This is a genomic window from Bifidobacterium felsineum (assembly GCF_002802915.1).
GTDB lineage: Bacteria > Actinomycetota > Actinomycetes > Actinomycetales > Bifidobacteriaceae > Bifidobacterium > Bifidobacterium felsineum.
In genome coordinates, this window is the sequence record NZ_PEBJ01000001.1 from 217333 (window position 1) to 243384 (window position 26052).

Sequence of the window (26052 nt, forward strand, 5' to 3'; positions counted from 1 at the left end):
AACGGAGCGTGGGGCAGAGAGGGGCATCGCCAGACCGTAAGCTTGGCTATTGCACTGCGTGCAATCGTCGCAGCAAGCTGCTCCCTTCGCCTATGGACAGTCCACTGGACTGTCCATTAGACGGCTCAGCAGCCTTGAGTGTGTCGGGCGATGCCCCTCTCTGCCCCACGCGGCCTACTGCTGACTACATACTGAATCAAATACTTTTAAGAAAGGAGACATGAATGGCTGAGAATGAATGGCTGAACAAAGACTTCTACAAAGTCCTTGGTGTCTCCAAGGACGCTACTGAAGCTGAAATCACCAAGGCCTACCGCAAGCTGGCTCGCAAGTACCATCCTGATCTGAACAAGACCAAGGAAGCCGAGGAAAAGTTCAAGGACATCTCCGAGGCCTACGACGTGCTGAGCAATAAGAACGAACGCCAGAAGTATGATGCGATTCGCCAGTTCGGCATGGGTGGCGCCCGCTTCGCCGGCGGTTCTGGCTCCGGTGGATTCGATGCTTCTGGTTTTTCCGATATCTTCGGTTCCATGTTCGGTGCCGGTTCTGGCGCTGGCATGGGCGGCAATGGCTCGCGCATCCGCTTCTCCACGTCGGGCGGCGGTAATCCGAACCTGAACGACATCTTCTCCATGTTCGGTGGTGCTGCCGGCCAAGGTGCTGGTGCCGGCTTCGGCGGTCAGTCGCCGTACGGCAATGCCGGCGGTTACTCCTATGAGGAGGCTCCGCGCCCTGAAAACGGCGAGGACCGTAACTCCAAGATCAGCTTGACGCTGCGTCAAGCGGTCAAGGGTGCCACGGTCTCCCTGTCCGTGGACGGCAAGAAGTTCAAGGCCCATGTGCCCGCAGGCGTCAAGGACGGTCAGAAGATCAAGCTGGCCGGCAAGGGCAAGCCGGGTATCAACGGCGGCCGTGCGGGCGATTTGTACCTGCACGTCACCGTGAAGCCGGACAAGACCTTCTCCATGCGCGGCTCGGACCTCGTGATGGACCTACCTGTCACCGTGGGCGAGGCCGTTGCCGGTGGCAAGGTCGAAGCCAAGGATATCGACGGCAACCCGGTCACTTTCAAGGTGCCTGCAGGCTCGAGTTCCGGTGCTGAAATCAAGCTTTCCGGCCTCGGTGTCAAGCGAGGCAACCAGCCGGGCGACTTGGTTGGTCGCGTGCAGATCATGGTCCCCACCAAGCCGGGCCTGATGCTCAAGCATGCAGCCAAGGAGTTCGACGAAAAAGCCGGCGACTATCTGAGCCGGTGATTTGCTCTTCTCGTCGGCTCCCCTCTCTGAGGGGAGCCGGCCGCCCTCGGCAGACTGAGGAGAATGCCTATAAAACCGTAATTCAGGAAGGTGCACTATGGCTAGAACAGCCAATCAAATGCGGCAGTTGTACGCCATGTGCGCCACCGCACTGGTGATGGGCAGGGCTGATTTGGACGGAGCCGATGACGTCGGTTTCGATATCGAACTGCCCATCTTCACCGTTGGCCAGACCGCTGAACTGGCCAATATCCACCCGCAGACCCTCCGTCAGTACGACCGGCTGGGTCTGATTCGCCCGCAGCGCACGGGCGGTGGCGCTCGCCGCTATTGCCTGCGCGATATCGCCCGTCTTGCCCGCGCACAGCGCCTGAGCCAGGACGAGGGCATCAATCTTTCCGGCATCGCGCGCATTCTGGAGCTCGAAGAGGAGAACCGTCAATTGCGCCGCGAAGTCAAACGCATGCAGACCAGTGGTGAGGAAAGCGTGTTCGCCGCGGGCCGCGATGGCAACATTGTGGAAGTGCCTCGTTCGAACCGTGCCCGCCTATGGCGCAATGCGATTCGCCGCGAGACCCGCGAGCTGCCGGGCCGCCCGACCTCCGCGGCTTCGCAGGCCGGAGCCTATGGCAACACTGATGCTGATGCCGCCGACGATTCCAAGTCCATGGTCCTCTGGGGCTGGTGATTCCTCGTTGATTCGTCGCTCCCTCGCCGGCTGTCTGGTCGGCTTGGTGCAATGGATGCAGCAACAATTTAGTCCGCACGAATAGCCGCAAACGGAGGAACCATGCTGCTGAAAGCCGTATTCTGGGATCTGGATGGCACACTTATCGATTCCGAGCCGCTTTGGCATGACGGCGAAATCGAAATCGCTCACGCCAATGGTGGCGACTGGAATGAAGACCTCGGCTGGATGTGCTCCGGCACTCCGGTGCCGAACGTGGCCCGCAACATGATCGAGCGCGGTTGCACGCTGAGCGTCGAAGAGATTGACAAGCAGCTCAAGGATTATGTCTTCAAGGCCGAGGTGGAGCGTTTGCCATGGATTCCGGGTGTGCGCGAGGTACTGCACTCGCTGAAGGACGCCGGCATCCCATCTATGCTGGTCACCACATCTCCGCGACGCATGGCGGAGAACATCATGGCCCAGTCCGAAGGTCTGTTCGCCGGCTATGTATGCGGCGACGATCCGTACGAGCACAAGCCGAATCCCGCTCCCTATCTGGCCGCTGCCGCCAAGCTCGGCATCGCCAAGGAAGACATGGCCAAGTGCGTGGTATTGGAGGACTCCGCGGTCGGTCTCAAGGCCGGTGCCGCATCCGGAGCCACGCTGATTGCCCAAACCGGTTGGATTCGCACCGATAACTCCGGCCTCGGCCAATTCGCTTCCATCGATTCCTATGACGGTATCAATGCCGCTGCGCTGGATGACTTCGTACGCCAGCGTTTGGAAGCGTGAATTGTTAGCCCAGCCTTAGTGGCTGGGCGTTATTTTTTGATGTGGCCTGCTGGTAGTGTGGTTGACGGTTTCAAGGCGAATGTCTGACTGGTCAAACCTTGGTTCGGGCAACGCCGTAGAACGAATGCGAATAACTGCTTTCGCTCGAATGTCATAGGAATAGTATGGGTTTTATTAATTTCATTCTTGAATTACTGAAGGATCCGCGTGCGGCCATCGCCGGCTGGATTGCCATGGGTGTGGCGCCGACCTTAGGCTTCATCTTCCTGATTGTCTTCATTGAGACCGGTGTGGTCTTCTTCCCGTTCCTGCCCGGCGACTCGTTGCTGTTCGCCGCAGGTGTGTTCGCGGCTCCGGACGCCGCAACCGGCAAGGCCGCGCTGCCGCTGTTCTACCTGCTGCCGGTGGTGTGGTGCGCCCCGATTGTCGGCGACCAGTGCAACTACTTCATCGGTCACTTCTTCGGCCGCCGTATCATCCAGTCCGGCAAGGTTAAGGCCATGACTCCGGAACGCATCGCCAAGACCGAAGGCATGATTGAGAAGTGGGGCCCGCTGGCCGTATTCCTGGGCCGTTTCTTCCCGTTCATCCGCACGTTCATGCCGTTCATCTCCGGTATTTCCGGCATGCGCTGGAGCCGTTTCACCCCGTTCTCTGTGCTGGGCGGTCTGACTTGGTCCACGCTGTTCACACTGCTGGGCTACTTCTTCGGCAATATTCCGGCTGTGCAGGATCACTTCGAATTGGTGATCGTGCTGATTCTCTTGGTCTCCCTGGCTCCGACCATCGTGGGTCTGTTCAAGGCCAAGTTCGGTAAGAAGAAGGCCGAATCGGTGTCCGGCGCTCATGTGAAGGTGACTGATTCTCAGCTGGATACACTGGAATCCGGTATCGAACATCTGGATAACAAGTGATCAAGCAGTGATGCGATGTGCTGAGATGTGCTGAAAGCAAAGGCGCACTGCATAGATAGTAACGAGCAAACCGAGCCTATTCGCGAGTGGTTTAAATGTGAAACATCTCGTGAAACAGGCTCGGTTTTTGTATAGGTCGTTTTGCCCGGTTTCCAGTTATCCACATTTGTTGTGGATGACACGCCAGCTTGTGGATAACTAGGCAAGCTCGAACCACATAGGTCGTTCCCGATTGCTTCGTTTGCGTTCCCTGCGATTCAATCGGCCTATGAATACCACAGTTAAAAGCAAAAGCGCCGGCACAAGCGAGACCGGCATGCCTCAATCTCCGGATCGTGCACCGGCCATTGATCCAGTGCCATTACCTGAAATTCCCTCAGTGCGGTTGGCAACCAAGTCTGTACGGTCAAAACCCGCAACCGCGCCTCCCGGCCAACCGCATGCCAAACCTCAGCTCGATCCGCGTTCGCTGCCTGATTCCCAGCCGAGGCTGCATTACTATTCGCCGGCCTCCCGGCCTCCTAAACCATTGAGCTCCTGCCGAAGGGAACGCTCCGAAGACGCGCCTCGCAATGCAGCCTCCACGTCCGTGAAGCTGCACAATGTCGTGACGCTCACGGCAAGTCACAGTGGCATGGGCCTAAGTACCGCCGCCGCCATGCTGGCGCGGACGCTGGCTGGACGAGACCGCAGATGTGCTTTGATAGATGCCGATTTCGCATCCGGTTGCATGGACCTGCTGCTGGGCGTCGAACGTGAATCAGGTTTGCGATTCAACCAGATAGTCGCGCCATTGGGCAATGTGGAAGGTGAGGCGCTCAATGATGAGCTCATCGCATGGGATGGCGTTCGCGTGCTGCCGTATAACCCTTGGATTGGTTTGAGACCGACCTGGTGGGAGGTGCAAGCTGTGGTGCGTGCGCTTTCCAGTGCCAATGACGTGGTGGTTGTGGATGCTGGGCAGGGTGAATTGGTGGAAGCGGTCCCTGATCTCACAAGCAGTATGCAGATTATGGGTGTGGAACTTTCCGTGGTGGGGCTGGCTCGCGCCAGAACCCATCGGGCCAAGCTGTCCACTTGGGATTGCTCCTCGCCGCATCTCATAGGATTCGCTCCTCGTGGTGCCCCACGCGGCCGAGGAGGTGTGAGCATGGAGGAAGCGGAAGGCTATATGCTGGCCGAGATTCTAGGGCCCATCAAGCCAAACACCAGTCTATGTGGTGATGTGTTGGAAGGGCTCGGCATCCAAGCGGTACCCAAAAATAACCGCAAAGCCATCGAGCGTCTCGCCGATCTTGTGGAGCGAACCATTTGCGATAAGCAGCCCACAGACATCGAATCCTGAAACCAGAAGCTAATAATTCGCTAGCTGGGGAAGCAAAGAGAGCGGGACATATATGACGCAGGTGCAAGCGCGTAAATACGCATTCTCATTAGGCTTGCTGGATGAATTGGCGGCCGATCCCGCCATAACCGACGTGGCAGTGACCTGCGATGGACGTGTTTGGGCGGATAGCGGCAGCGGCATGCAGGAGTATCGGTTGGCCATCCCATTCCGCTCGCCGCAAGTCGTGAGGGAATATGCGGTGCAACTCTGCGCGCAAATGGGTCGCAGGCTTGATGACGCCTGCCCTATTGCCGATGCCTCCAGCGTCGAGGGCATTAGAGTCCATGCGGTAATCGCTCCGCTTGTGCCGCAAGGCGCGTCTATTTCCATACGTTTTCCCGCCGGCAAGGCCATGTCATTGCTGCAATTGGCGCGCAATCAGATGTTTCCGATGGATTGGCTGCCGGTGTTGCAGGGCCTCGCGCGCCGAAAGGCCACGATTCTAATCACCGGAGGTACTGGTTCAGGGAAAACTACGCTCGTCAAAGCGTTGCTCGCGCAATGCGGAGAAATGGAACGCATTGTCACTGTGGAGGAAATCCGTGAACTTGGTGATTTCGGCCGAGCCAATCACGTTTCGCTGATTGGTCGGGAAGCCAATGTTGAGGGAGCTGGCGCGGTGAGTCTCACCGACTTGGTGAAAGCCACATTGCGTATGCGTCCGGATCGTGTGGTGCTGGGCGAATGCCGAGGCGAGGAGATTGTGGACCTGTTGCGCGCATTCAATTCAGGGCATCGTGGCGGCATAACCACATTGCACGCGGACAGTGTGAGCCGTGTGCCCTCGCGCTTGGTGTCGCTCGGTTTATTAGCCAACATCACGCCGCAGGCCATGGCCATGCTCGCGGAAGGCGCTTTTGACGTTGTGCTCCATGCAGAGCGAATACACGGGAATCGGCATATCGCTCAGATTGGTCGGTTGTGCACTGTAGCCGGGAAGCTGCAAGGTGTGCCGTTGGCCTCATGGTCAGGTTCCGGAATGCCGACGTATGAGCCGGAATGGTTGCAATTCCTGATGGCGTGGAGCGTAATGAAATGAACTAACCGAGGTGATTGAAATGCGATTCTGGTGTGCCGTTTTATTGGCGATTGCCGTTCTGATATGGCCGCGCCCAATTGCTGTCGCCGTGCGCATGACGGCCGCCGATAACGCCCAGCACACCTCCCGGCAGCCGCACTCCGACATTGCAACGAACGACCCCGCCTCACATGCCGCGCATATCGGCATTGCGTCGATGCTGACCGCGCTGATCGCGCGAATGAACAGTGGCGGCACGCTGATTGAAGCCGCCGAAGAACAATACGGCAGTCGTTTTGCGACTCACGAGCTCACTGAGGCAAGATTGCGGAGGCTATGCGAACGAGTCAAACTGCCTGACGAAACCCCTAAACAAGTCACGCGAATAGCGCAAAGCATGTATGCGGCATCCCAAGTCAGCAGTCGGCTGGGGTGCCGCGCTTCGCCATGCCTGGAGGTGACGCTGACCGCCTACCGGCAGATGAGACTCCTGCAGAACCTCACAACGCAAGCGCTCGCAGTGCCCAAAGCCACGGTTGCGTTACTCAGTGCCTTGCCGATCGTAACAATACTGCTCGGTGAACTATTGGGCGCTCGCCCGTTGGAGTTCCTGCTTGATCAGACTCGTGGACTGGTCTGTCTATTGTTGGGAGCCTGCTGCTATGCAGCTGGTTTGCTATGGGTATGCGCGCTACTGCGGGAGCGTGCGTGATGGCCGGCGACGGTACCTGGGTCGCCGCGGTAAGTTGCGCGCTTGCACTGTGGTTGCGTCTGCGGCCGCGGGTGATTCACAATCGGATGCCAAACGTACGGGCCGATGACGTGCAGACCAATGATTGTGTTCGCGAACGTCAGGATTCTCCGGCTGATGTCTTGCAAACCATGCTGATACTGCGATTGCTGCGCGTGGCTTTGACCCAAGGTTCTTCGATTCCAGCTGCCTGCGAAGTGGTGGGTGCTGCCGTGGGAGGCGGTATCGGAACAGCAGTGGCTCGTGCGGGAAACATGATGCAACGAGGTGTGACATGGTCTGATGCATGGCATATTGCGGAGCATGAGCAATCCGATCATGGAACTCAAATCGGGTCGAATAGCGGCGTCAGCAACCATGGGATCAATCCAACAAACGCGAATGCGACTACTGTGCTCGCCTATATCGCGGTGATTCGTTCGGCATTGGAACCGTCATGGAAGCACGGTGACGCTCCAGGCATACGTTTGGAATCCACAGTGGAACAGTTGGACAGGGACGCCCGGAGCGCCATCGAACGAGATGCCGCGAAGCTTTCCGTCAAACTATTGCTGCCCACAGGGCTGTGTTTTCTGCCGGCATTCATCATGATCGGTGTCATTCCGTCCATCGCATCCTTCGTGATGTGAGTTTTCCTCTGCGTTGCGTGCATGATTGATTCGAGTTTCGGTTAGTGCGACGTTGATTAATCCGGTTCGCTGCCTTGTATGCAGCTGATGGACTGCTGATGTATCTATTGATGCATGTGGCTAGTTATCCACATTTGTTGTGGACGACACTCCGGGATGTGCATAACTTGGCAAGCTCGGACCACATACCCCGTTCCGGCTCGCATTTCCGCGCCGCATACCCCACAGTGGATTGCACCCCATGTCTGGGTTCGCCCGGCATGGGGGCCATGCCAACCACAACAATCACAACGATGTGCACTGATGTGCGTCACAACGATGTGCCACTTTGCAAGAAAGGAAACATGATATGCTCGCTCTTCCCACTCGATCACACCATCAGCCAGCGCTACCCGCCGTACCCAGCCTGAAGACGGAAACGGAGCCTCTTCGTTCCCGGCTTAACCGGCGCATATGTCTGCTGGATTCCCAAATACGGATGTTCATGGAACATCCTGAAGAGGGGGCCGCCACGGCCGAATACGCGGTAGTGCTGATAGCGGCTACGGGGTTCGCAGCCCTGCTGGTCGCCATTTTGAAATCAGACGCCGTAAAAACGCTATTGCTCAACATCGTGAAGAAAGCACTGAACGTGGGGTGACATGATGTCGCGCAAAAACTATCGCCATTGGCTGGCCCGGCTTCCGCCTTGCACCGATGAAGGCTCAGCCACCGCTGAATTCGCTGTGGTGTTGCCCAGCGTCATCGCGATTGCCGGGTTGGTACTTGCGTTGGGGCGCGTGGTCGCGGTGTCTATGGATTGTTCAAGCGCGGCTTCAGCGGCCGCACGCGAACTCGTGGTCACTGGTGATCGCTCCGCGGCACAACATATGGCATCCGCAGTGATGGAGGCTGATGTTGCTGTCGCCATCCGGCAGTCGGAACAGCTGGTCCATATTCGGGTCACCTGCCCAGTGCTGCCTGGACCGATGAATCTGACTCCAGCACAAGTGGTCGGTGAATCCACGGCGATTATGCAATAGCGGCAGATGATGCCACCGCAGGCAGTGTTCGGTTGCTATGACATGGAAGGGACTCCCCACGATGAAAGCGCGTCTTGAAGAAGGCTCCGGCACTATCGCCGGCGCAATGCTCGTTATGGTGGCGGCCGCGGCGCTCGCGCTGATCGCCAGTGTGGGCAATCTGCTGATTTGCCAGCACAAGGCGCGCTCCATCGCGGATTTGGCGGCCTTCAATACGGCGTACGCATTGTGGCATTCCGATATGGAAGCCCCATGCGTGCTCGCCAACAAGGTGGCGGAGGCCAATAACGCTGTCATGGTCGAATGTGAGGTGATTGATGATGACGTGCGTGTGGTGATGGCGCTCGCCACGCAAGTGCCTTTCACGCCGCAAGTCACCAAGGAGGCTCGTGCCGGACCTGTGGAATGCGATTGATCACACGCCACTGCGGCAAGAACATGCCATTGGTCTCTGGCGCGCTTTCGCCGCCTTTGGCTATGGTGAGATGCATGACCGAGAGTGAACGCAGCAAATGCCGCACAGTCGTGGGGCTAGTGGGCAATCCCACGTCCGATAAGGGCCGTGGCGCCAAAGTCGACGCACAGGTGCTTAGTCTGCTGCGTGAAGCCGGTACCGTTCATGGCTTCGACGTGCTCGATCTTACGGGAACAAGTTTCAACGACTCCTTGAATCGAGCCCGAGAGCGGGCACATGAATACGACTACTTGGTGGTGGTCGGCGGAGACGGCATGATTGCGCTTGGTGCCAATGCAGTGGGCTGCAGCGGTAAGCCGCTCGGCATTGTGTCCATGGGGTCAGGCAATGATTTCGCTCGAGGCCTCAAACTGCCGGTCAATCGTATCGAGACCGCGGTGGAAGGCATCGTGGGTGCCATCGTGCGAGGCTCGCATATCGATGTGGACATGGGCAGGGTGACTTCCCTGGAGGGTGGATACTCGGTGGATCCTTCCACCGGTAGTGAATATGAGACACCGGAAGGCGAATCGGCCGCCCATGTGCATCCCATTGATCGATACTATGCCGGCATGTTGTCCTGCGGCATCGATGCTAGCATCAACGACCGTGCGAACCATTCGCATCTGCCCAACGGCAGTCTGCGGTATTTCGCGGCGGTGCTGGTCGAGCTCACGCATATGAAGCGGTATGGCTACCACATCAAAGCCACGCTGGCTGATGGCTCGGTAGAGGAACGGGACATCATCTCCCCATTGCTCACGGTTGCGAACTCGCGGCATATCGGCGGTGGTATTGAAGTTTCGCCATATTCATGCTTCTCTGATGGCCTGCTCGACTTGGTATGGATGGATCATGTGCCGAACTTCCACGAGTGCGTAGTGGCGATTTCGAATGCCTACAACGGCAAACTACTTGCCTCCAACATATTCGGTTGGAAGCGTGTGCGTGAGATTGAAATCACGCGTGCGCAGGAAGGCGACGAGCCGCCGATTCTCATGGCGGATGGCGAGTATGTGGGTCATCTGCCGGTACGTGTAGTGGCGGAAGATTGTGCGCTACGTGTGCTCGTGCCGCCGGCTGTGGCTGCGCATGAGATCGACTCCAAGGAGCGCGTCGCCGAAGCAATAGTTCGAGATGGTCGCGACCCCATTACCGGAGCCTTTGCCTGACCCGCCCCGAGCAAAGCGGCTACGCTATATATCCTTCGATATGCAGCGTTTGTGCCATGACCTGCTTAATGGTCGAATCGGCGATTGCCGGGTGCGAACGGACCAGCGAGATTAGCCCCACAATCAGGGTGAAGAATGTTTCATGCACGTTGGTGATCGGCAGTCCATGCAGCTGTTCGAAATCACGCACAGTGGTCTGGGCGATGTAGTCGGCGATGCGATCAGCGGCTCGGTCGATGAATCTGATGTACAACCCGGCATTACCATCCTGAATCATACGGTTCGAGAACGGGCTTTCGTCGGCGATGAGCGAACGAATCAGGTGCACCATGTCATCCATGGCCTTGTTCACGTTGCCGACTTCGCGGGCGTGGTTCCATTGGTCGAGTCGGTTGAGAATCTCGTCGATCACATCGTCGAGCACGGCGTCGGCCACGGCGTCTTTATCGGGAAAGTAATGGTAGAACAGGGAGCGGGTCATGCCCACTTCTCCGGCGATGTCGGAAACGGTGATTTTGGAGAACCCTTTTTCCAGGCAGATTTTGCGTGCGGCTTGCACAATGGCTTCGCGTCGCGCGTCGCCGCGGGTGATGTGCCGCTCCTCGAAGTTCTCGCCCATGAGTACCTCCTGATGACAACCGTTATTGACACTATGTTAATACCTGTATGCGTGTACGATTGTCCGCCGATTCGCGCGCAAATTATCGAGGGCAAGGTAGGTTAGTAACTATGGCACTTGCACTGTATCGACGCTATCGTCCGGACACCTTCGAAGGTGTGATCGGGCAGGACCAGGTTACCGTTCCGCTGATGCGAGCCCTTGACGAGGGCAAACTCACGCACGCATACCTGTTCTCCGGGCCACGAGGCTGTGGCAAAACCAGCTCCGCACGTATTCTCGCGCGCTGCGTCAACTGCGCAAAAGGCCCCACCTCGCACCCCTGCGGCGAATGTGAAAGCTGCAAGGACCTGGCCACAGGAGGTCCGGGTTCCATCGACGTGGTGGAAATCGACGCCGCCAGCCATAACGGTGTGGACGATGCCCGTGAGCTGCGCGAACGCGCCGGTTTCGCCCCCGCGCGCGACCGCTACAAGATCTTCATCCTCGACGAGGCTCACATGGTCACGCAGCAGGGCTTCAACGCGCTGCTCAAAATCGTTGAGGAGCCGCCGGAGCACGTGATGTTCATCTTCGCCACCACCGAGCCAGACAAGGTGATCGGCACCATTCGCTCCCGTACCCATCATTACCCGTTCCGCCTGGTGCCACAGGAGGTTATGGGCCCATATCTGGAAAAGATCTGCGTTAAAGAAGGTATCAAGCCCGAGCCCGGCGTCTTAAAGCTTGCCATGCGTGCGGGCGGCGGTTCCATGCGAGACACGCTTTCCGTGCTCGACCAGCTGATGGTCGGCTCTGTGGAAGGCGTCATCACCCATGATGCCGCCGTGGCTCTTCTCGGCTTCACGCCTGAAGCTCTGATCGGTGAGGCCATCGACGCCGTAATCGACCATAATGGCGAAGCCCTGTATGGCGTGATTCAAAAGGTTGTGGTGGGCGGATTCGACCCACGCCGGTTCGTGGAGGATCTTCTGGCACGCGTGCGTGATTTGCTGGTGCTCACGTTGGCCGGTGCCTCCGCTGAGGCGGTGCTTTCCGATATGGCTGAAGCCGAGGACATGGATGATCTGCATCGCCAGGCTGCGGCGCTTGGGCTTGGGCCGCTTACCGCTATGGCGGATATCATCAACGCCACGTTGAGTTCGATGACCGGTGCCATCTCACCTCGCATGAGGCTTGAACTGTTGGCCGCCCGCCTGCTTGCCGGTGCCGAATCCGGTTTCGCTCTTACCGCTTCCGTCGCACCCACTGCGGGGGCTCCGGCCAATGTGCCGGCGGCAGGTGCGGCTACTGGCTCTGGCGCGCAACATCACGCGGCTTCCGGTGGTTTCGTGGGCGCTTCCCGCAATGCAGCGAACAACGCGCCCGCTCAGAATGCGCCTCGTGGTGGATTCGCAGGTGCGTCCCAAAGCGCGCCGCAGAGCGGTTTCGCCGACGCCGCCCGTAATCGGGTGCAGCAGTCTATGGCCGCCCAAGCTGTCTCGCCAATACCGCAGCCGACTGCACAGCCCTCCGGCCCTGCCAATGCGTCCGATTGGGCAGGCGCCGCGAACGTGTCGCAGCCCGCGCCGGTAACGTCCGCTCCCGTAAACGACACCCGCTCCGTGGATGAGAAGTGGGATGCCGCTGTGGCCAAGCTGCCGGAAACGATTCGTGAATACGTGACCCGAGCCAAAGTACCAACCGTGAAGTTCGGCACTAATCGCAAGGGTTTGCCATGCCTGTCGCTGACCTTCGACCAGTCGCTGAGCCAGCATGCGTTTGCTCTTGCCGTGGATTCCAATGGCAAGAAGGCCGCAATCGTGGTGCAGGATGCGGTGCGCAACGAGTTCGGCCTGACAACCGTTATTGCGCCTACAGCCGTTGCCGCCAACGGCGAACGCGTTGAGTCAATCAAGCGCATGAGCCCCGAGCAGCTTGCCAAAGTCAAGCAGCAGATTGCCTTGGCCAAGGCCGGCCTAGCCGCCGCGAACCTGGGCTCTGGACTGACCGTTACGCATGCGGGCAGTGAGCCTAAGGGACAGAAGGCGGCAGCGGCGAACGCGTCATCCGAAGACGCCGATGACAGTCACCGAGCTGCTGCGCAGCTCCCGGATGATGACCCGTGGGCCAAACCTGCGCCGGCTGCATCCGAAGTTAAGACTGCTGCATCTGCCATATCAGCGACGGACACAGCACTGTCTCCGCATGAGGAGCATCACAAAAAGCATGTGGCAGTGCCGGATGTCAGCGATGGCATAGACCCATGGGCGCAGCCCACCCAGGTTGCGCAGCCTGAGCAGGCCGCCCAAGCTGTCACTCAGCAGCCTGCCGGCCAAGCAACGTCATCGGTGCCGGCACAAGAGACCGACCCGTGGAGCCAGCCGAGCCCGGCAGCCACTGTCGAGAATGATCCTTGGAATCAGCCACAGCCGGCACAACCATCGGCCCCGGATAATGACCCGTGGAACCAGCCTCAAACTCAGCAGTCTGCCGGTCCCAGCGGATGGGAACAGGCTCAAGAGGCGCAAGCGCATCAACAGGCGCAGCCTCAGCAGCCTCAGAGTGCTTGGGAGATGCCGCAGGACGCATACGCGCCTGAGCCTGACCCGTGGAACCAGCCTGTTCCGGAAGCGGTGCAACCGCAGCACAGCGCCCAGCCTGCTCCGCAAGTGGACCCGGACGAAGATGAATACTCGATGAGTGACCAATCGCTTGGAGACTCTCGAGCCATGAGCTTGGATGATTTGAAGAAGATGTTTGAGGTCAAGGACGTCAAGGAGTTCGCAGCGGACGATCCGAAGAACCCGAAGAACGCCCAACCCGCCAAAAAGCATATTGGTGAGTAGCAATAAGGAGCACATACCATGGCACTTGCCTACGATGGCGCCATTCAACGTTTGATTGATGCGTTCGCCAACCTGCCCGGCATCGGTCCGAAGGGTGCGCAGCGCATCGCGTTCTATCTGCTTTCCGCGCCGGAGGAAGAAGCGCGAGAGTTGGCCTCGGCCATCGAAGAAGTCAAGGACAAAGTGCGCTTCTGCGATATCTGCGGCAACGTGTGTGAAACAAGCCCTTGCCCGGTGTGCGCCGACCCACGGCGCGACCATTCCATCATCTGCGTGGTGGAGGAGCCTAAGGATGTGATGAGCATCGAACGTACACGCGAATACCACGGCCTGTACCATGTGCTCGGCGGCGCAATCAACCCTATGGCGAACGTCGGCCCAGCGGACCTCAAGATTCCGGGCCTGCTCAAGCGTCTGGAGACCAAGGACGTCAAGGAGATCATCATGGCGCTCGACCCGAATATCGAGGGCGAGGCCACCACGAGCTACCTCACCCAACTGCTGCGCCCGGTAGGAGTCAAGATCACGCGCCTCGCCAGCGGTCTTCCAGTTGGCTCCGACCTCGAATACGCCGACGAAGTCACCTTGGGCCGAGCCCTAGCAGGCCGTCGCGAAGCCTGAAATAGCTGTCTACATAAGCGGCCCAAGCGTATTGTTCGCGTGCATGCCGCGGCGCTTCTGATATGGCCACCATGCACCGTGGCGCATCACGAATGTTACCTGATGTCGCCGCGCAAGCCATACGAAGAACCAGCCCAGAGCCAATAGGCCCACGCCCACCACAATCGCGATATTGCGCGCATCGTGCACGTCATTCGGTTCAGGGGCCGGCACCGGGATGGCCACGCGATGCCCGGAAATCAGCAGTCGATGCGTATTGACGCCGTACGGGGTGCAGGTCATCAGCGTCACGCGGTCCTCGCCCGGCACAATCTTGAGTTGCGAGGTGTCGTTCGGCAGAATCACGGAAATGCGATCCACCTTATATCCCAATGTCTCGCCCATCACTTCGATGTAGAAGAAGTCACCCTCCTTCACCTCATCGAGGCGTGTGAACATCATGGCCTCCACCAGGCCGCGATGCCCGGTGATCACCGAGTGCGTGGAAGCGCCGCCCACCGGCAGCGAAGTGCCATACAAGTGGCCGGCGCCGGAAGCCAGCGCCTCCTCGGAAGTGCCATGGTAGATTGGCAGGTCAATCGACTGCTTCGGCACTTTGATGGTGCCCATCACTTCGCCGCCGGCGTTGAGCAGGCTTTGGTATTCCTTGTCTTTCGCGGATGCGGAATCTTCGCCGCTTGCCTGCGAACCGCCTTGCGCGCCAGAGAACGGATCCACGGCCTCGCCCAGCACGGGCTGACCGGATTCGGCAAGCTTCTTGTTGTATGCGCGCGCGGCTTTTAATGCATCATCAGCCTGCGGATAAGGCCAATTCGCCACATTTTGCGCGCTGGTGGCTGCAGTTTTCGCCAATTCCAGGCCTGACTGGAATTGCAAGGCCAATGGGAAACAGGCCACAGAGATAGCGGCGATGAGCAGCACGATGGTGAGCAGTCGCATCGCAATGAGATTGCGCTTCAGCCGGCGGCGCTCGGCCGTAAGGTCGGAGATATCAATGGCTGCGGCGAACGGGACAGGGGTAAAAGTGGCAGTGCTGGAAGTCGGAGCTTCGCTGGATTCGTCGGTATCAGTGTTTGCCGATACATTGCGGCTTGGCTTTTTCACTGCATGGCTGCGTCGCAATATCATCCGCAGTGCCTCCCCATCGTTGCCGTATGCCGTGCGCGCATGTGCCCTGTGTCTGCCATGCACCATGCGCCTGAGTGCTTGTATGCTTATGCCTTTCGCAGGCCACGTTACTCTGTGGCGAAGCCGAATCACAAACCCCTCAGCGCACGGCAAATTCGCTGTTCCCCCGAACTTGCATCATTCATACCCCCGAAGTGGTTTTCTTCAAATGGTAAATGAGTTGACAAAGTATTGACGAATTGTCAAATATAACAATTTGATAACAGGGTGTTGTATGGATGATACGAGGTATTGAGCGGATTCGCGCAATACCAATGTTTTCGCGGTTTTCGCAAATATGACCAGCGGTAAAGTACCCCCTAATTATTTTGACAAAGGGGTATTAAGGGGGTATTGAAATAACAAGAGAGACCATCGATAGCAGTTGCTTCAAAAGGCGACGAGGCCGAATAACTCGATGGGTAACAACAGTTGTTCAGGGGAAATCAAGGGACAGAACGGGAATCTATGTTCAAAGATAAGCGCATAGGCGAACGCGTAAAGGCGATGGTATGGGCAGTTTGTGCCGTTGTGCTTGCGGCGGCCATGCTATTCGTCTGCTCCACGCCGGCAATGGCGGAGAACGCCGCACAGGGAATAGCGGAGACCGGTACTGGTTCCGCAGGCCAGTCTGCGCAATCCAATGAAACAAGTACGTGGGCCGACCAGGCTGACGGTGAGGTATCCGCAGTGCCCACTCCGGAGACCACAGGCGCTCAGTCACAGTCTCAGACTCAATCCGGTCAGTCCCAGTCCTCACAGTCAGATTCGTCGAATGCCGCTGTTCCTGCCGCTGACCTCGATTGCGCTAATGTGACCGATTGGGCAACGCTCAAGTCCTGTGTGGAAAGCACGACTGATCAGACGGTAACGATTACGTCTGCAGGGACAATCGATGTTCCGGCTGGGGCTCAAGCCACCATTACGAAGTCCATTACTCTTACCGCGAACACTACAGCGGATCCGGTGCTGACAAGTACGGCAAACGGAGACACGTTCTTTTCGGTTGCTGATGACGGCAATCTCATTATCGGCAAGGACGCACAGGACAAGTCCTTCTCGTATAAGAACGGGAAACGCTTTTTCGCATACCTGAATGTGGGCGCATCCTTAACCATCAACAACGGAAGCTTCAGTGGCAATGACACCACTGAGAGCAAGAGCCATGACATGGGCACTTTGGTCTACAACAACGGTGGCACTGTAGACATTTACAACGGCACTTTTGACAACAACAAAGCCGCTAATGGTGGCGTGATTTATCAGACTTCTGGTACTACCACGATTTCCGGTGGTTCATTCACTGGTAATGCGCAGGAAATAGCTGAATGCACGCGTCAGAAGAACGGTGATACGACCAATGAATGCCGCGATGGTAAGTATCAGCGCTACGGCGGTGGAGTAATCCATTCAAATAGCGGAACGGTGAGCATCCAAGGTGCCGTAACCTTCAAGGGCAATCATGCTAACGCTTCCGCATTCATGTCTGGCGGTGGCGCGATTTATGCGCAAGGCACGCTTTGGATTCTCAATGATATGAATGACAGTTCCAAGAAGCCGCTATTCGATGGTAACTGGACTGCTACTGGTGTTGGCTCTGAAAACACCCAATATCTCAACAACGATACAGTAAAGAAAGTGTTGCCTACCGGTGGTGCCGGTGGGGCCATCTTCTTGCAGGACGGTGGATCCAAGGGCTATTTCATGGGCGGTGTTTATCGGAACAACACGTCTGGCTATCTTGGTGGAGCTATCTACACTGAGGAAAATTCCACGTCTTTCATGGGCAAGGCTGTTGCGGAGAACAATGTTGCGGGTCATTTCGGTGGCGGTTTGTGGCTGTGCCCATCTGGAAGCGCACAGGCTTCCGAGGGTGGCAACGTTGCATTGTTCGACAACAAGTTGGATTACAACATCGACTCCAATACTGACAATCATGGTGACCAGTACATGGCTGGTGAAGATTTTGCCATGATGAATCCTAAGGGCAAGAACCGTGGTCAGAGTGCTGGGAGTGCTGGGCAGGCTCAATCAGTGTTTCGCCTATTGAATACTTGGTTCATGGATCGTTCTGAGAAAGCTGTGAATTGGTATTGGGATGGTACGCCGAAGACCAAGGCCAATGGTTTCGCGGATAAATATCAGGCGCCAGGTTGGCCGGACCATGATGGGGAAGGTGATTACGGTGGTTTTGCTGGGGCCAGTAGCAATAATGTGACCCGCTACGGCGATAGCGAGACTAATTATCCGCAACGTTTCCAAGCTAGTGCTGCAGACGGGTCTATGAACAAACTCCCTGTACAAGCACCTTCTAACCTATTGGTCACCAATCCAAGGGGATATGGCATCAATAAGCAGGTAGACGATAATAGCCGTACGTGGGACGAGTCGAAGGGCACGTTGACCGTATATACAGGTATCGCTTTAAAGGCTGATTTGACTGCTTATGGTAATGCCAATAAAGAGTCGGCAAAGAGCAATGCATCGGTTCTATTTACTAATAATGCGGCTCGTCTTTCCGGTGGCGCATTCGGCAGCAATGGTGTGATTTCCTTCTCCAACCCGTATGCGGCCTCCTGGGACAAAGTCGATGCTGCCGACGCGACCAAGTTCTTGAAGGGCTCGGTATGGACGCTGAAGACTCCGGCTTCCGGCACTGAGGCTGGTGGTGCAATGAATCCGAGTCTGCGCCCTGCGGATTGCACGGCTAGCGCTAAGGCATCCAATCCTTCTTGCTGGCAAACTGTTACCGAGCAGAATGCGGATGGCAATACTACTCAATGGCTGTCCGTTGAGATTGCGGATAACGGTCCCCGTGACACCAATCCGGAAATAGGCAAAATCGGTGTCGATAATTTGAAACCGGGTAAGTATTACCTTACGGAAAAGGCGGCTCCGGATAACTACAAGCTAACGACTAATGTCTATACATTTGAGGTTGTGGCTGAAGCCGACGGTCTTCAGAAAGAAGAGCCGAAGATCAGTCTTTACCAGCAGAATGATGCTCCTGATAATTTGGGACCAGTTGCCAATGACGGTACCGCCATCGGCAACACCATTCGCTCTGGTGGTGTGAGTTGGAGCAAGGTTAATAAGGCTGTCGCGAACATTACAAATCAGGCTTATCTGAAGGACAGCGGCTGGACTCTGACTAAGTACAAGACGGATACGTCGTCCAGTGATATGGATGACTCATTCGGCTCGGTGGTTATCAATGATTACGTTTCGGAGCAGACGTCTGACCGTACATGTCTAGCGAATACCCAGTCCAAATATTGCGACATTAATCCAGGAGTAGGTCGCTTTACGGTAACCGGTCTTCCACTGGGAACCTACAAGTTGGTGGAGTCCACAGTGCCGGGAGGGTATGTTAAGCCCGATTCCGGCACGTATTACACCTTCACTGTTGAAGACGGCAAGACTGCAACGCTTACCAAGTGGGAGAACGGGCATAGCGCCGCGATGCCTGACACTGAGGTAATCAACGTTCCTACCGAGATTGCATGGGAAAAGGTTGCCTCTGATGATCATGGCGAAGTGCTGAACGGCGCGAAGTGGACTATCTCCAAGTGGAGCAATGGGCAGACTTCGAATCCCCGCGAAGTTGTTGACTGCACCACCAATGAGTGTTCGAAAAAGTCCAACAGCGATACGGCGTACGTGGATAAGAATCCGGAAGCAGGGCATTTCGGTATTCAAAATTTGGAGCGTGGTACGGAATACAAGTTGACTGAGACGCAGGCTCCGAATGGTTATACGTTGCCTGATCCCAACAATACGTATGCGATTATCACGGTTACCGATACTGGTGATACGTATATGACTCTGCATGGTCTGTGGAATCAGCCCAAGCTGGAGAACGCCACGGTTTGCCTTGCTCCGTCGGCTACAACCTCTGTTTCAACCCGCGCTGGTTCAGCCTCCGAATGTGTGTTGACCAACGTGCGGAGTATCGCTGCATTGCCATTCACCGGTGGCACGGATGCACGCAGCTGGCTGCTGATTGGCGGCATTGCGGCTGTGGCCGCTGCGATAGTGCTTGCTCTGACTAATGAATATCGCAAGAGAAAGGGGCTTGCATAGTTCATGCCTCCCTCTGACGAGTGAGGTGACCGCTAAAGGCGGTCGGAGGAAGAGCCCCAGAAAAACACAATTCTCCTCCACAATTCAAGACTTGCGGATCGCGGAGACCTGGCCGAAAGGGGTGTATTTCGGTTCAGCCCCGTTCTCCGCGAAAGCAAAACACATTAAGAAGGAAAACAAGAAAGAAGGGTTTCTCATGAAGATGAGAAAGCTATTCGCCGGCCTCGCTGCCGCCGCCACCCTCTTCGGTGGCCTGGCAATGGGCGCCATGACCGCCAACGCGGTGGATGTGGACGGCAATAACGTGGTGACGAGCAATGCCACGTTTAAGTTCACCGCTGATGATGCAAGCCAGTGGACCGGTCGCACTATCAAGTACTACAAGCTGGCTGATTATGTGCAGTATGATGCCAACTCCGCTGATACTACCGCTGCACAGTATGGCGTGCAGACTGCAGCTGGTGCGAACCGCGCAGCCATCAAGACAGCTCTTGAGGCTGCTGTTGCTAATACGACACCGGCTCTTACCGTTCCAAACGATAATACGACTGATTTGATGGCATGGGCTTTGCAGCAAGGTGCACTTGATAAGGAGTCTGCTAAACCGTGGACGGGTTCTACTCGTAACTTCGCACAGTCGCTGAAGACTAATGCTCTGGTAACTGGTGATACGACAAACTTGAAGGAAGCGACGCTCGCCGTTACTGGTACGGACCGCACGGTTTCCTTGCCGGCTGGTGTCTACCTGTTCCTTGATACTGCGGCTATCACCGACGCCACAATTACTGAAGGGCAGAATGGCAACATTCAGCAAGGTGACGAGAACGGAGACAAGGGCGGCAAGGTTGTTACCCAATCTGCTCCGATTGTAATTGCCTCCGGTACCGTTTCTGATGGTGCTATCACTGACCCGCTCAAAGACACGACGGATCCAACGAACAATGCTAGCGGCGATAACATCGTTGCATTGAAGAATCACGTTTCTCCCGTCGCCAAGACTGTGAACGATAATGACAAGACAGTTTCTACTGGCCAAGTCGTTACCTACACGCTTACAAGTGAGCTGCCGGCCGTTACCACTGGTTTTGACAACTACAAGTTCACCCTCACCGATACGCCAGGCATCGGCCAGACTGTTGACCTGAGCAAGGACTTCATCGTGAAGGTTGGAGGTGCGGAACTTGCCGCACATGATCAGACCACCAATCCAACTGGATATGAATTGACGTTCAATAAACAGGTTGAACAAGTAGAGCAGACCGCCAAGAAGTTCGATGGCAATGGATCTAAGGCCTTTATCATCGATCTCAGCAAGTATGTGAACTCGAAAAAGGCTGATGAGCCTCTCGCTGATACTGCTCGTGTTGTTGAAGTGACTTACAAAGCCACTATCAACGAGAATGCGAAGACAAATCACTCCGTGCCGAACACCGTTGAGGTGAACGACAACAACTCCAAGGCCGAAGACAAGACCAAGCTCACGCTTGGTAAGTTCGCTTTCACCAAGACTGATGCTCAGGGCAATGCGCTGCAGGGTGCCGAGTTCACCATCACCGCTGCTGAAGATGACACCAGCAACGATAAGGATGACAATCCGACCGTTCCGACGGATGCGGATAGGATTGCAACTTCTAATTCCGACGGTGTGGTTACCTTCGACGGTCTTGCCGATGGTGTGTATGAAGTGACTGAGACTAAGGTGCCTGAGGGCTTCCTCGGCCATGTCGACTCTGGTGACCCAACTGTTGCCGCGAAGTTCAAGGTCACTATCAAGGATGGCGAGGCCACTAAATTCCAGGGAACTGATCTCTTTGGCCTTGCTCTGAGCCTCGACAACCCGACGACCTCCGGTGACAACAACCTGACCAACTACAAGGTGAAGAACGTTAAGAACATCACCGAGCTGCCGAAGACCGGTGCTGCAGGCATTGCTCTGTTCTTCGTCATCGCCGCCCTCCTCGCAGGTGCTGGCGTGACCGTCTACCTCAAGTCCCGCGCCACCAAGCGTGCTCTCCATGCTTAGGGTAGAGAACAAGTAAGAATAACTTAATCCATTAAGCGGAGTCAGTTTGCTGGCTCCGCTTTTTTAATTGGTGGAGGAGAAAAAGAAGTTTGCCGAGCAATTGCATAACGGCTGTGTTCCGTCGGTGCCGTCCAGAAGTTCCTTGCTTGATATGTGCCTGATCTCACGCGCGTTATTCCCGTGTATCATTACGCATACAATCGCTCCAGCAAAACGGAAATTTCGCCAACGATGAGGTGTGGCTCACCCATGCGGAAAGCAGAATCAATCAATCTAGGCTGCTCTGATGTTCATCCTTGCTGCATTGCTGATTGGATTTGTTGTGCTATCGAAAAAGCCTATGCGTTTCTAGCGTATCTAAGTGGTAGCAGGTGGGATGTAACTGCAAAATAGGCATTTTTGCATTTCCGTCCCACTCGCTATAGTGTCGCCGGTACGGCGCAGTTTTCAAGAATGGCTTGTTTCCGCGGTTTTCTGATTGTGGTGGTGTGGCACAATAGTCGCGTATAACGTTTGACCGCACTGTTGTGACGGAATCAAACGGGATGGAACTGCAGAATCGGCGTTTTTGCGGTTGCGTCCCGCAGCTGGGTGCCGCGTAACATCAGAAAGCTCGTTTCTGAAATCGAATGGCACACTAGAGCGCCCGCACGACCCAGTTCTATTCCAAGACGCCTATGCGAATAGAAATGCATGTCCCACAGACCTCTTGTTTCGCATACACGCGTCAAACGCACTCCATGAAAAAGACCCGGCTGCGAGGTGCTGCGGCCGGGCCTTTTGAGAGAAGGAGAGAGAAGAAGAAAGGGGTTCAATTATAGTTATGGGGCTGCCGGGCGGTGCGATCGCTGCGGTCAATCAACATCGCTGAAGCATGTGCCTCGCTGGCTTGCAGGGTTGCGGCCACGATCCTTTCGAATCGTTTCCGGGGCTTTGCTTGCCGGTAGTTCTTATATAAGCGCCTGAACCTGAGCGGCTCGATGCGTTTGCCTCAAAACCGCGAGGCAATAGCCTGAAAGAATCGTGGGAACGGCATCGGCGTCATTATGATGTAATGCGTTCCATGAAAATGGCCCGGCTGCACGGTGTTGCAGCTGGGCCATTAGCGAGAGAAGTAGAATTCCATTATTGGCGAGGTGATTGCGGTGCCTGTGGCTGAGTAGGAGCTCCCTGAGCAGTAGGGGCTTGGAATTGCGCTTGAGCCTGAGCGGCCTGGGCCTGCGCGCGTGCTGCGGCCTGCTTTTGAGCGGCTTCCTGCGCTTCCTCTTCCTCGGCCTTCTTTTTGGTGTAGTAATACTGAGCCACCATGATCGCCGCGATGATGACAATCCAAATCAGGCTTCTGACAAGGTCATCGGCAAGCACTCCGAGAATCAGCAGAAGAACACACAGGCCGATGGTAAAGGGCATCAGTTTCTTAGTACGACGGAACTTGCCGCGGTAATTCATAGCCCAGTAGTTGAATGAATGATCTTTTTTGCCGGCCATGATGGCCTCCTTGCTGGTAATGATGCGCCGATTGCAACCTCCACGACGTACCACCATTTTATGGCGTATTGCCTAATAACCGTAAGGTGGCGGGCAAATCCTGCCTGCTAATTCATGCATTGTTCACGTCCGCATGATGGGTGTGCGGCCATATAGCAAGGCGTGCGCTCCTTATAATCGTGCCGCTTACGTAGAATAAAGCGCAAAACGTGGGGCAACGGCGGCATCGCAAGTGTATCCGTAGCTCGAAGTGCAGTTGAAGAGAAGAACGAAGGACAACAGTGGCTCTCATCGTGCAGAAGTACGGCGGCTCGTCGGTCGCCGATACCGATTCGATCAAGCGTGTGGCCAAGCGCGTTGTTGAGACGGAGAAAAAAGGAAACAAGGTGGCCGTGGTGGTCTCCGCCATGGGCGACACCACCGATGACCTCATCGACCAGGCATTGAGCATCGATTCCAACCCGCCGGAGCGCGAGATGGATATGCTCATGACCGCAGGCGAACGTATCTCTATGAGCCTGCTCGCCATGGCCATTCACGCCGAAGGCAGCCGCGCCCATTCGTTCACCGGTCAGCAGGCTGGCTTCTTCACCGACGCCCGTTATGGTGCGGCCCACATCAAGGCCGTCAAGCCGGACCGCGTGAAGAACGCGCTCGCCTTGGGCGACATCGCCATTGTGGCCGGCTTCCAGGGCATCAACGCCAAGGGTGACGCCACCACGCTCGGCCGTGGCGGTTCGGACACCTCCGCCGTGGCGCTCGCCGTGGCCCTTGGTGCGGACATCTGCGAGATTTACACCGATGTGGACGGCATTTTCACCGCCGATCCGCGCATCGTGCCCGCCGCCCGCCGCATTCCGGTGATTGATTACGATTCCATCCTCGAAATGGCGTCCTGCGGCTCCAAGGTGCTCGCGTTGCGCTGCGTGGAATACGCCCAGCGATTCAACATGCCGCTGCACGTGCGCTCCTCGTTCTCGCACCGCCCGGGCACGCTGGTGGTGCCGGAAGGTGTGGATCCGCGCACGCTGCCGAACATCGACTGAGACCGAGCTGTCGGTGCAATTAAGACATTAGAAAACGTAAAACTTTCAACAAGACAAGGCAAGACATGACTGAAGAAGAAGCAAAATCGATGGGTGACCTGTTCCCCGACCTCGGCCCTGAAGCCCCGGTGATCTCCGGCATCGCACATGACCGCTCCGAAGCGCTGGCCACCGTGCGCGGCGTGCCGAATGAACCGGGTATGGCCGCCAAGGTGTTCACCGAGCTAGCCTCCGCAGGCGTGAACGTGGACATGATCGTGCAGGCCGGCGCATCCGTGGGCACTGCCGACATCTCCTTCACCGTTCCGGAGGCCGCCGTCAAGCAGGTGCAGGATACGCTGCTCGACAAGCAGGATGAGCTCGGCTATCACTCCTTCGACATCAACACCAACGTCGGCAAGGTTGCCGTGGTGGGCGTCGGCATGAAGACCCACTCCGGTCTGGCTGCCAAGTTCTTCCGTGCCTTGAGCGAGAAGGGCATCAACGTGCTGATGATCTCCACCTCCGAGATCCGCATCGCCGCCCTGGTGCCGCTTGAGCAGCTCAACGAAGCCGTCAAGGCGCTGCACACCGCTTACGGCCTCGACGCCAAGCAGATTGAAGCCGTGGTTTACGGCGGTACCGGCCGCTGAGCTTGTGCGTATGCGCGCGTAATCGCAGGTCATTCGCGCTATTACATGAGAAAGCCCTCCATCTGGAGGGCTTTCTCCGTTACGAGGGGTTGATTTGGCTTATGTCGGAGGTCTATCTCCGTTACGAGGGGTTCCTCCCCAAGTAGAGCCACCCCCAAAATGGCGTAATGACGTTGAGAGAACGCGGTTCATACTCGTGGTTTCGTTCTCGAGGTACCCCTCGTAAAACAGATAAATGTTCCGGAAGTCACAAATCAACCCCTCGTAAGCGAGAAAGCCCGTTGCTTCACCGCATAATGCGGCAGCAACGGGCTATCTCATACTGGCGTGGTGCTACTTCTTCGTGATGTAGCCCAAGGCCTTGAGCATTTCGGCGCATTCCAGAGCACCGCCGGCGGCACCGCGCAGCGTGTTGTGCGCGAGACCCACGAACTTCCAGTCGAAAATGGAATCCTCACGCAAGCGTCCGATGGAGACGCCCATGCCGCCTTCGTAATCCACGTCCAGCTTGACCTGCGGGCGGTCGTCCTCGGTCAGGTACTGGATGAAGTGCTTCGGCGCATGCGGCAGACCCAGCTCGGCAGCCTGGGAGGTGTAGTTCACCAGACGGTCGATGAGCTCCTCCTTGGTGGCTTTCTTGCCGAAGTTCAGGAACACGGTGGCGGTGTGGCCGTTCAGCACGGGCACGCGAATGCACTGCGAAGTGATCTTCAGCGGACCATCGAACGGCACAATCTCGCCGCGCTCAGAATCCACATGGCCGAACACCTTGAGCGGTTCCTTCTCGCTCTTGGCTTCCTCGCCGGAGATGAACGGAATGATGTTGCCCACCATTTCAGGCCAATCCTTGAACGTCTTACCCGCGCCGGAAATGGCCTGATACGTGCTCACGACCACCTCATGCGGCTCGAATTCCTTCCAAGCGGCCAGTGCCGGGGTGTATGCCTGAATCGAGCAGTTCGGTTTGACGGCGATGAAGCCGCGCGTGGTGCCGAGACGCTTGCGCTGATGCTCGATCACCGCGAAGTGCTCCGGGTTGATCTCCGGCACGACCATCGGCACATCCGGCGTCCAACGATGCGCGCTGTTGTTGGAGACCACTGGGGTCTCGGTCTTCGCGTAACGCTCCTCAATGGCGCGAATCTGGTCCTTCGGCATGTTCACCGCGGAGAACATGAAGTCCACGCCGCCCGCCACGGCCTCGGCATTATCGCCGTCTACGACCACCATGTGCTTGGCGTATTCGGGCATCGGCGTTTCCATCTTCCAACGGTCGCCCACGGCCTCCTCATACGTCTTGCCGGCGCTGTGCGCGGAAGCGGCAAGAGTGACCACCTCGAACCACGGGTGATTCTCCAGCAACGTTACGAAACGCTGGCCCACCATACCGGTGGCGCCAAGAATGCCGACCTTCAATTTTTCGGACATAATTACCTTCTGGGTCCAAGGAACACGATCGCTCGGCCACGCAAAACAG

At 56.8% G+C, this 26052-nt stretch carries 22 protein-coding genes; 18 read left to right on the top strand and 4 right to left on the bottom strand.

Features of this window, described 5'->3' with window-relative positions:
• The first annotated feature begins 224 nt into the window (after positions 1–224).
• From CSQ86_RS00790 to CSQ86_RS00845, 12 genes are all read left to right on the top strand, one after another.
• Positions 225–1259, top strand: coding sequence for a DnaJ C-terminal domain-containing protein (locus tag CSQ86_RS00790; protein WP_100493264.1), 1035 nt, complete (start codon positions 225–227; stop codon positions 1257–1259).
• Between the two features lie 97 nt (positions 1260–1356).
• Positions 1357–1947 carry a heat shock protein transcriptional repressor HspR gene (locus tag CSQ86_RS00795; protein ID WP_100493265.1) on the top strand — a complete coding sequence of 197 codons (591 nt, stop codon included), beginning with the start codon at positions 1357–1359 and terminating at the stop codon, positions 1945–1947.
• 102 nt (positions 1948–2049) lie between these two features.
• Positions 2050–2721 carry an HAD family hydrolase gene (locus CSQ86_RS00800; RefSeq protein ID WP_100493266.1) on the top strand — a complete coding sequence of 224 codons (672 nt, stop codon included), beginning with the start codon at positions 2050–2052 and terminating at the stop codon, positions 2719–2721.
• A 164-nt stretch (positions 2722–2885) separates the two neighbouring features.
• Complete coding sequence (locus tag CSQ86_RS00805) at positions 2886–3635, top strand: DedA family protein (protein ID WP_100493267.1); 750 nt, start codon at positions 2886–2888, stop codon at positions 3633–3635.
• A 268-nt stretch (positions 3636–3903) separates the two neighbouring features.
• Entirely contained in the window at positions 3904–4980 is a 1077-nt protein-coding gene (locus CSQ86_RS00810; protein WP_243387534.1) for a CpaE-like family protein, read from the top strand.
• A gap of 52 nt (positions 4981–5032) precedes the next feature.
• The gene (locus CSQ86_RS00815) at positions 5033–6061 is read left to right on the top strand and encodes a TadA family conjugal transfer-associated ATPase (RefSeq protein ID WP_100493268.1); all 1029 of its coding nucleotides are present in this window, start codon (positions 5033–5035) and stop codon (positions 6059–6061) included.
• Between the two features lie 19 nt (positions 6062–6080).
• A complete protein-coding gene (locus tag CSQ86_RS00820) occupies positions 6081–6752 on the top strand; it encodes a pilus assembly protein (RefSeq protein ID WP_100493718.1) in 672 nt (223 codons plus the stop codon).
• Positions 6752–7420, top strand: coding sequence for a hypothetical protein (locus tag CSQ86_RS00825; protein ID WP_165773721.1), 669 nt, complete (start codon positions 6752–6754; stop codon positions 7418–7420). Before CSQ86_RS00820 ends, CSQ86_RS00825 begins: the two co-directional genes overlap by 1 nt.
• Before the next feature lie 406 nt (positions 7421–7826).
• Entirely contained in the window at positions 7827–8060 is a 234-nt protein-coding gene (locus CSQ86_RS00830; protein WP_338069963.1) for a DUF4244 domain-containing protein, read from the top strand.
• Between the two features lies 1 nt (position 8061).
• Positions 8062–8442 (top strand): TadE/TadG family type IV pilus assembly protein, encoded by a 381-nt coding sequence (locus CSQ86_RS00835; RefSeq protein ID WP_240542211.1) that lies wholly within the window; start codon positions 8062–8064, stop codon positions 8440–8442.
• 61 nt (positions 8443–8503) lie between these two features.
• The gene (locus CSQ86_RS00840; protein WP_100493270.1) at positions 8504–8857 is read left to right on the top strand and encodes an Rv3654c family TadE-like protein; all 354 of its coding nucleotides are present in this window, start codon (positions 8504–8506) and stop codon (positions 8855–8857) included.
• 74 nt (positions 8858–8931) lie between these two features.
• The gene (locus tag CSQ86_RS00845) at positions 8932–10068 is read left to right on the top strand and encodes a diacylglycerol/lipid kinase family protein (protein WP_100493721.1); all 1137 of its coding nucleotides are present in this window, start codon (positions 8932–8934) and stop codon (positions 10066–10068) included.
• A gap of 19 nt (positions 10069–10087) precedes the next feature.
• On the opposite strand, the gene CSQ86_RS00850 is transcribed toward CSQ86_RS00845, so the two are convergent.
• Positions 10088–10687: a TetR/AcrR family transcriptional regulator gene (locus CSQ86_RS00850; protein ID WP_100493271.1), complete on the bottom strand. Its 600-nt coding sequence runs from the start codon at positions 10685–10687 to the stop codon at positions 10088–10090.
• 110 nt (positions 10688–10797) lie between these two features.
• Between CSQ86_RS00850 and CSQ86_RS00855 the strand changes: the two genes are divergently transcribed.
• The gene (locus tag CSQ86_RS00855; protein WP_100493272.1) at positions 10798–13515 is read left to right on the top strand and encodes a DNA polymerase III subunit gamma and tau; all 2718 of its coding nucleotides are present in this window, start codon (positions 10798–10800) and stop codon (positions 13513–13515) included.
• Between the two features lie 18 nt (positions 13516–13533).
• The gene (gene recR / locus CSQ86_RS00860; protein WP_100493273.1) at positions 13534–14136 is read left to right on the top strand and encodes a recombination mediator RecR; all 603 of its coding nucleotides are present in this window, start codon (positions 13534–13536) and stop codon (positions 14134–14136) included.
• Positions 14137–14145: 9 nt separating this feature from the next.
• On the opposite strand, the gene CSQ86_RS00865 is transcribed toward recR, so the two are convergent.
• Positions 14146–15264 carry a class C sortase gene (locus CSQ86_RS00865; RefSeq protein ID WP_100493274.1) on the bottom strand — a complete coding sequence of 373 codons (1119 nt, stop codon included), beginning with the start codon at positions 15262–15264 and terminating at the stop codon, positions 14146–14148.
• A gap of 507 nt (positions 15265–15771) precedes the next feature.
• On the opposite strand from CSQ86_RS00865, the gene CSQ86_RS00870 reads away from it, so the two are divergent.
• Both CSQ86_RS00870 and CSQ86_RS00875 read left to right on the top strand, forming a co-directional pair.
• Positions 15772–19386 carry an MSCRAMM family protein gene (locus CSQ86_RS00870; protein WP_100493275.1) on the top strand — a complete coding sequence of 1205 codons (3615 nt, stop codon included), beginning with the start codon at positions 15772–15774 and terminating at the stop codon, positions 19384–19386.
• Between the two features lie 196 nt (positions 19387–19582).
• Positions 19583–21409, top strand: coding sequence for a SpaA isopeptide-forming pilin-related protein (locus CSQ86_RS00875; protein ID WP_165773689.1), 1827 nt, complete (start codon positions 19583–19585; stop codon positions 21407–21409).
• A gap of 1125 nt (positions 21410–22534) precedes the next feature.
• On the opposite strand, the gene CSQ86_RS09820 is transcribed toward CSQ86_RS00875, so the two are convergent.
• Entirely contained in the window at positions 22535–22897 is a 363-nt protein-coding gene (locus CSQ86_RS09820; protein WP_207761535.1) for a hypothetical protein, read from the bottom strand.
• A gap of 281 nt (positions 22898–23178) precedes the next feature.
• Between CSQ86_RS09820 and CSQ86_RS00885 the strand changes: the two genes are divergently transcribed.
• Together CSQ86_RS00885 and CSQ86_RS00890 are read left to right on the top strand one after the other, a co-directional pair.
• Positions 23179–23943: an aspartate kinase gene (locus CSQ86_RS00885; RefSeq protein ID WP_100493277.1), complete on the top strand. Its 765-nt coding sequence runs from the start codon at positions 23179–23181 to the stop codon at positions 23941–23943.
• 65 nt (positions 23944–24008) lie between these two features.
• Positions 24009–24575 (top strand): ACT domain-containing protein, encoded by a 567-nt coding sequence (locus CSQ86_RS00890; protein WP_100493278.1) that lies wholly within the window; start codon positions 24009–24011, stop codon positions 24573–24575.
• A gap of 333 nt (positions 24576–24908) precedes the next feature.
• Here the strand turns inward: CSQ86_RS00890 and asd are convergent, their stop codons facing one another.
• Entirely contained in the window at positions 24909–26003 is a 1095-nt protein-coding gene (gene asd / locus CSQ86_RS00895) for an aspartate-semialdehyde dehydrogenase (RefSeq protein ID WP_100493279.1), read from the bottom strand.
• Between the last annotated feature and the right edge of the window lie 49 nt (positions 26004–26052).

Bases quoted from the DNA above. Each gene is read 5' to 3' on its own strand.
- CSQ86_RS09820 (WP_207761535.1), bottom strand. From the start codon at position 22,897: ATGGCCGGCAAAAAAGATCATTCATTCAACTACTGGGCTATGAATTAC.
- recR (WP_100493273.1), top strand. From the start codon at position 13,534: ATGGCACTTGCCTACGATGGCGCCATTCAACGTTTGATTGATGCGTTC.
- CSQ86_RS00840 (WP_100493270.1), top strand. From the start codon at position 8,504: ATGAAAGCGCGTCTTGAAGAAGGCTCCGGCACTATCGCCGGCGCAATG.
- CSQ86_RS00865 (WP_100493274.1), bottom strand. From the start codon at position 15,264: ATGATATTGCGACGCAGCCATGCAGTGAAAAAGCCAAGCCGCAATGTA.
- CSQ86_RS00790 (WP_100493264.1), top strand. From the start codon at position 225: ATGGCTGAGAATGAATGGCTGAACAAAGACTTCTACAAAGTCCTTGGT.
- CSQ86_RS00890 (WP_100493278.1), top strand. From the start codon at position 24,009: ATGACTGAAGAAGAAGCAAAATCGATGGGTGACCTGTTCCCCGACCTC.
- CSQ86_RS00870 (WP_100493275.1), top strand. From the start codon at position 15,772: ATGTTCAAAGATAAGCGCATAGGCGAACGCGTAAAGGCGATGGTATGG.
- CSQ86_RS00875 (WP_165773689.1), top strand. From the start codon at position 19,583: ATGAAGATGAGAAAGCTATTCGCCGGCCTCGCTGCCGCCGCCACCCTC.
- CSQ86_RS00810 (WP_243387534.1), top strand. From the start codon at position 3,904: ATGAATACCACAGTTAAAAGCAAAAGCGCCGGCACAAGCGAGACCGGC.
- asd (WP_100493279.1), bottom strand. From the start codon at position 26,003: ATGTCCGAAAAATTGAAGGTCGGCATTCTTGGCGCCACCGGTATGGTG.
- CSQ86_RS00850 (WP_100493271.1), bottom strand. From the start codon at position 10,687: ATGGGCGAGAACTTCGAGGAGCGGCACATCACCCGCGGCGACGCGCGA.
- CSQ86_RS00815 (WP_100493268.1), top strand. From the start codon at position 5,033: ATGACGCAGGTGCAAGCGCGTAAATACGCATTCTCATTAGGCTTGCTG.
- CSQ86_RS00845 (WP_100493721.1), top strand. From the start codon at position 8,932: ATGACCGAGAGTGAACGCAGCAAATGCCGCACAGTCGTGGGGCTAGTG.
- CSQ86_RS00820 (WP_100493718.1), top strand. From the start codon at position 6,081: ATGCGATTCTGGTGTGCCGTTTTATTGGCGATTGCCGTTCTGATATGG.
- CSQ86_RS00795 (WP_100493265.1), top strand. From the start codon at position 1,357: ATGGCTAGAACAGCCAATCAAATGCGGCAGTTGTACGCCATGTGCGCC.
- CSQ86_RS00825 (WP_165773721.1), top strand. From the start codon at position 6,752: ATGGCCGGCGACGGTACCTGGGTCGCCGCGGTAAGTTGCGCGCTTGCA.
- CSQ86_RS00835 (WP_240542211.1), top strand. From the start codon at position 8,062: ATGATGTCGCGCAAAAACTATCGCCATTGGCTGGCCCGGCTTCCGCCT.
- CSQ86_RS00855 (WP_100493272.1), top strand. From the start codon at position 10,798: ATGGCACTTGCACTGTATCGACGCTATCGTCCGGACACCTTCGAAGGT.
- CSQ86_RS00800 (WP_100493266.1), top strand. From the start codon at position 2,050: ATGCTGCTGAAAGCCGTATTCTGGGATCTGGATGGCACACTTATCGAT.
- CSQ86_RS00805 (WP_100493267.1), top strand. From the start codon at position 2,886: ATGGGTTTTATTAATTTCATTCTTGAATTACTGAAGGATCCGCGTGCG.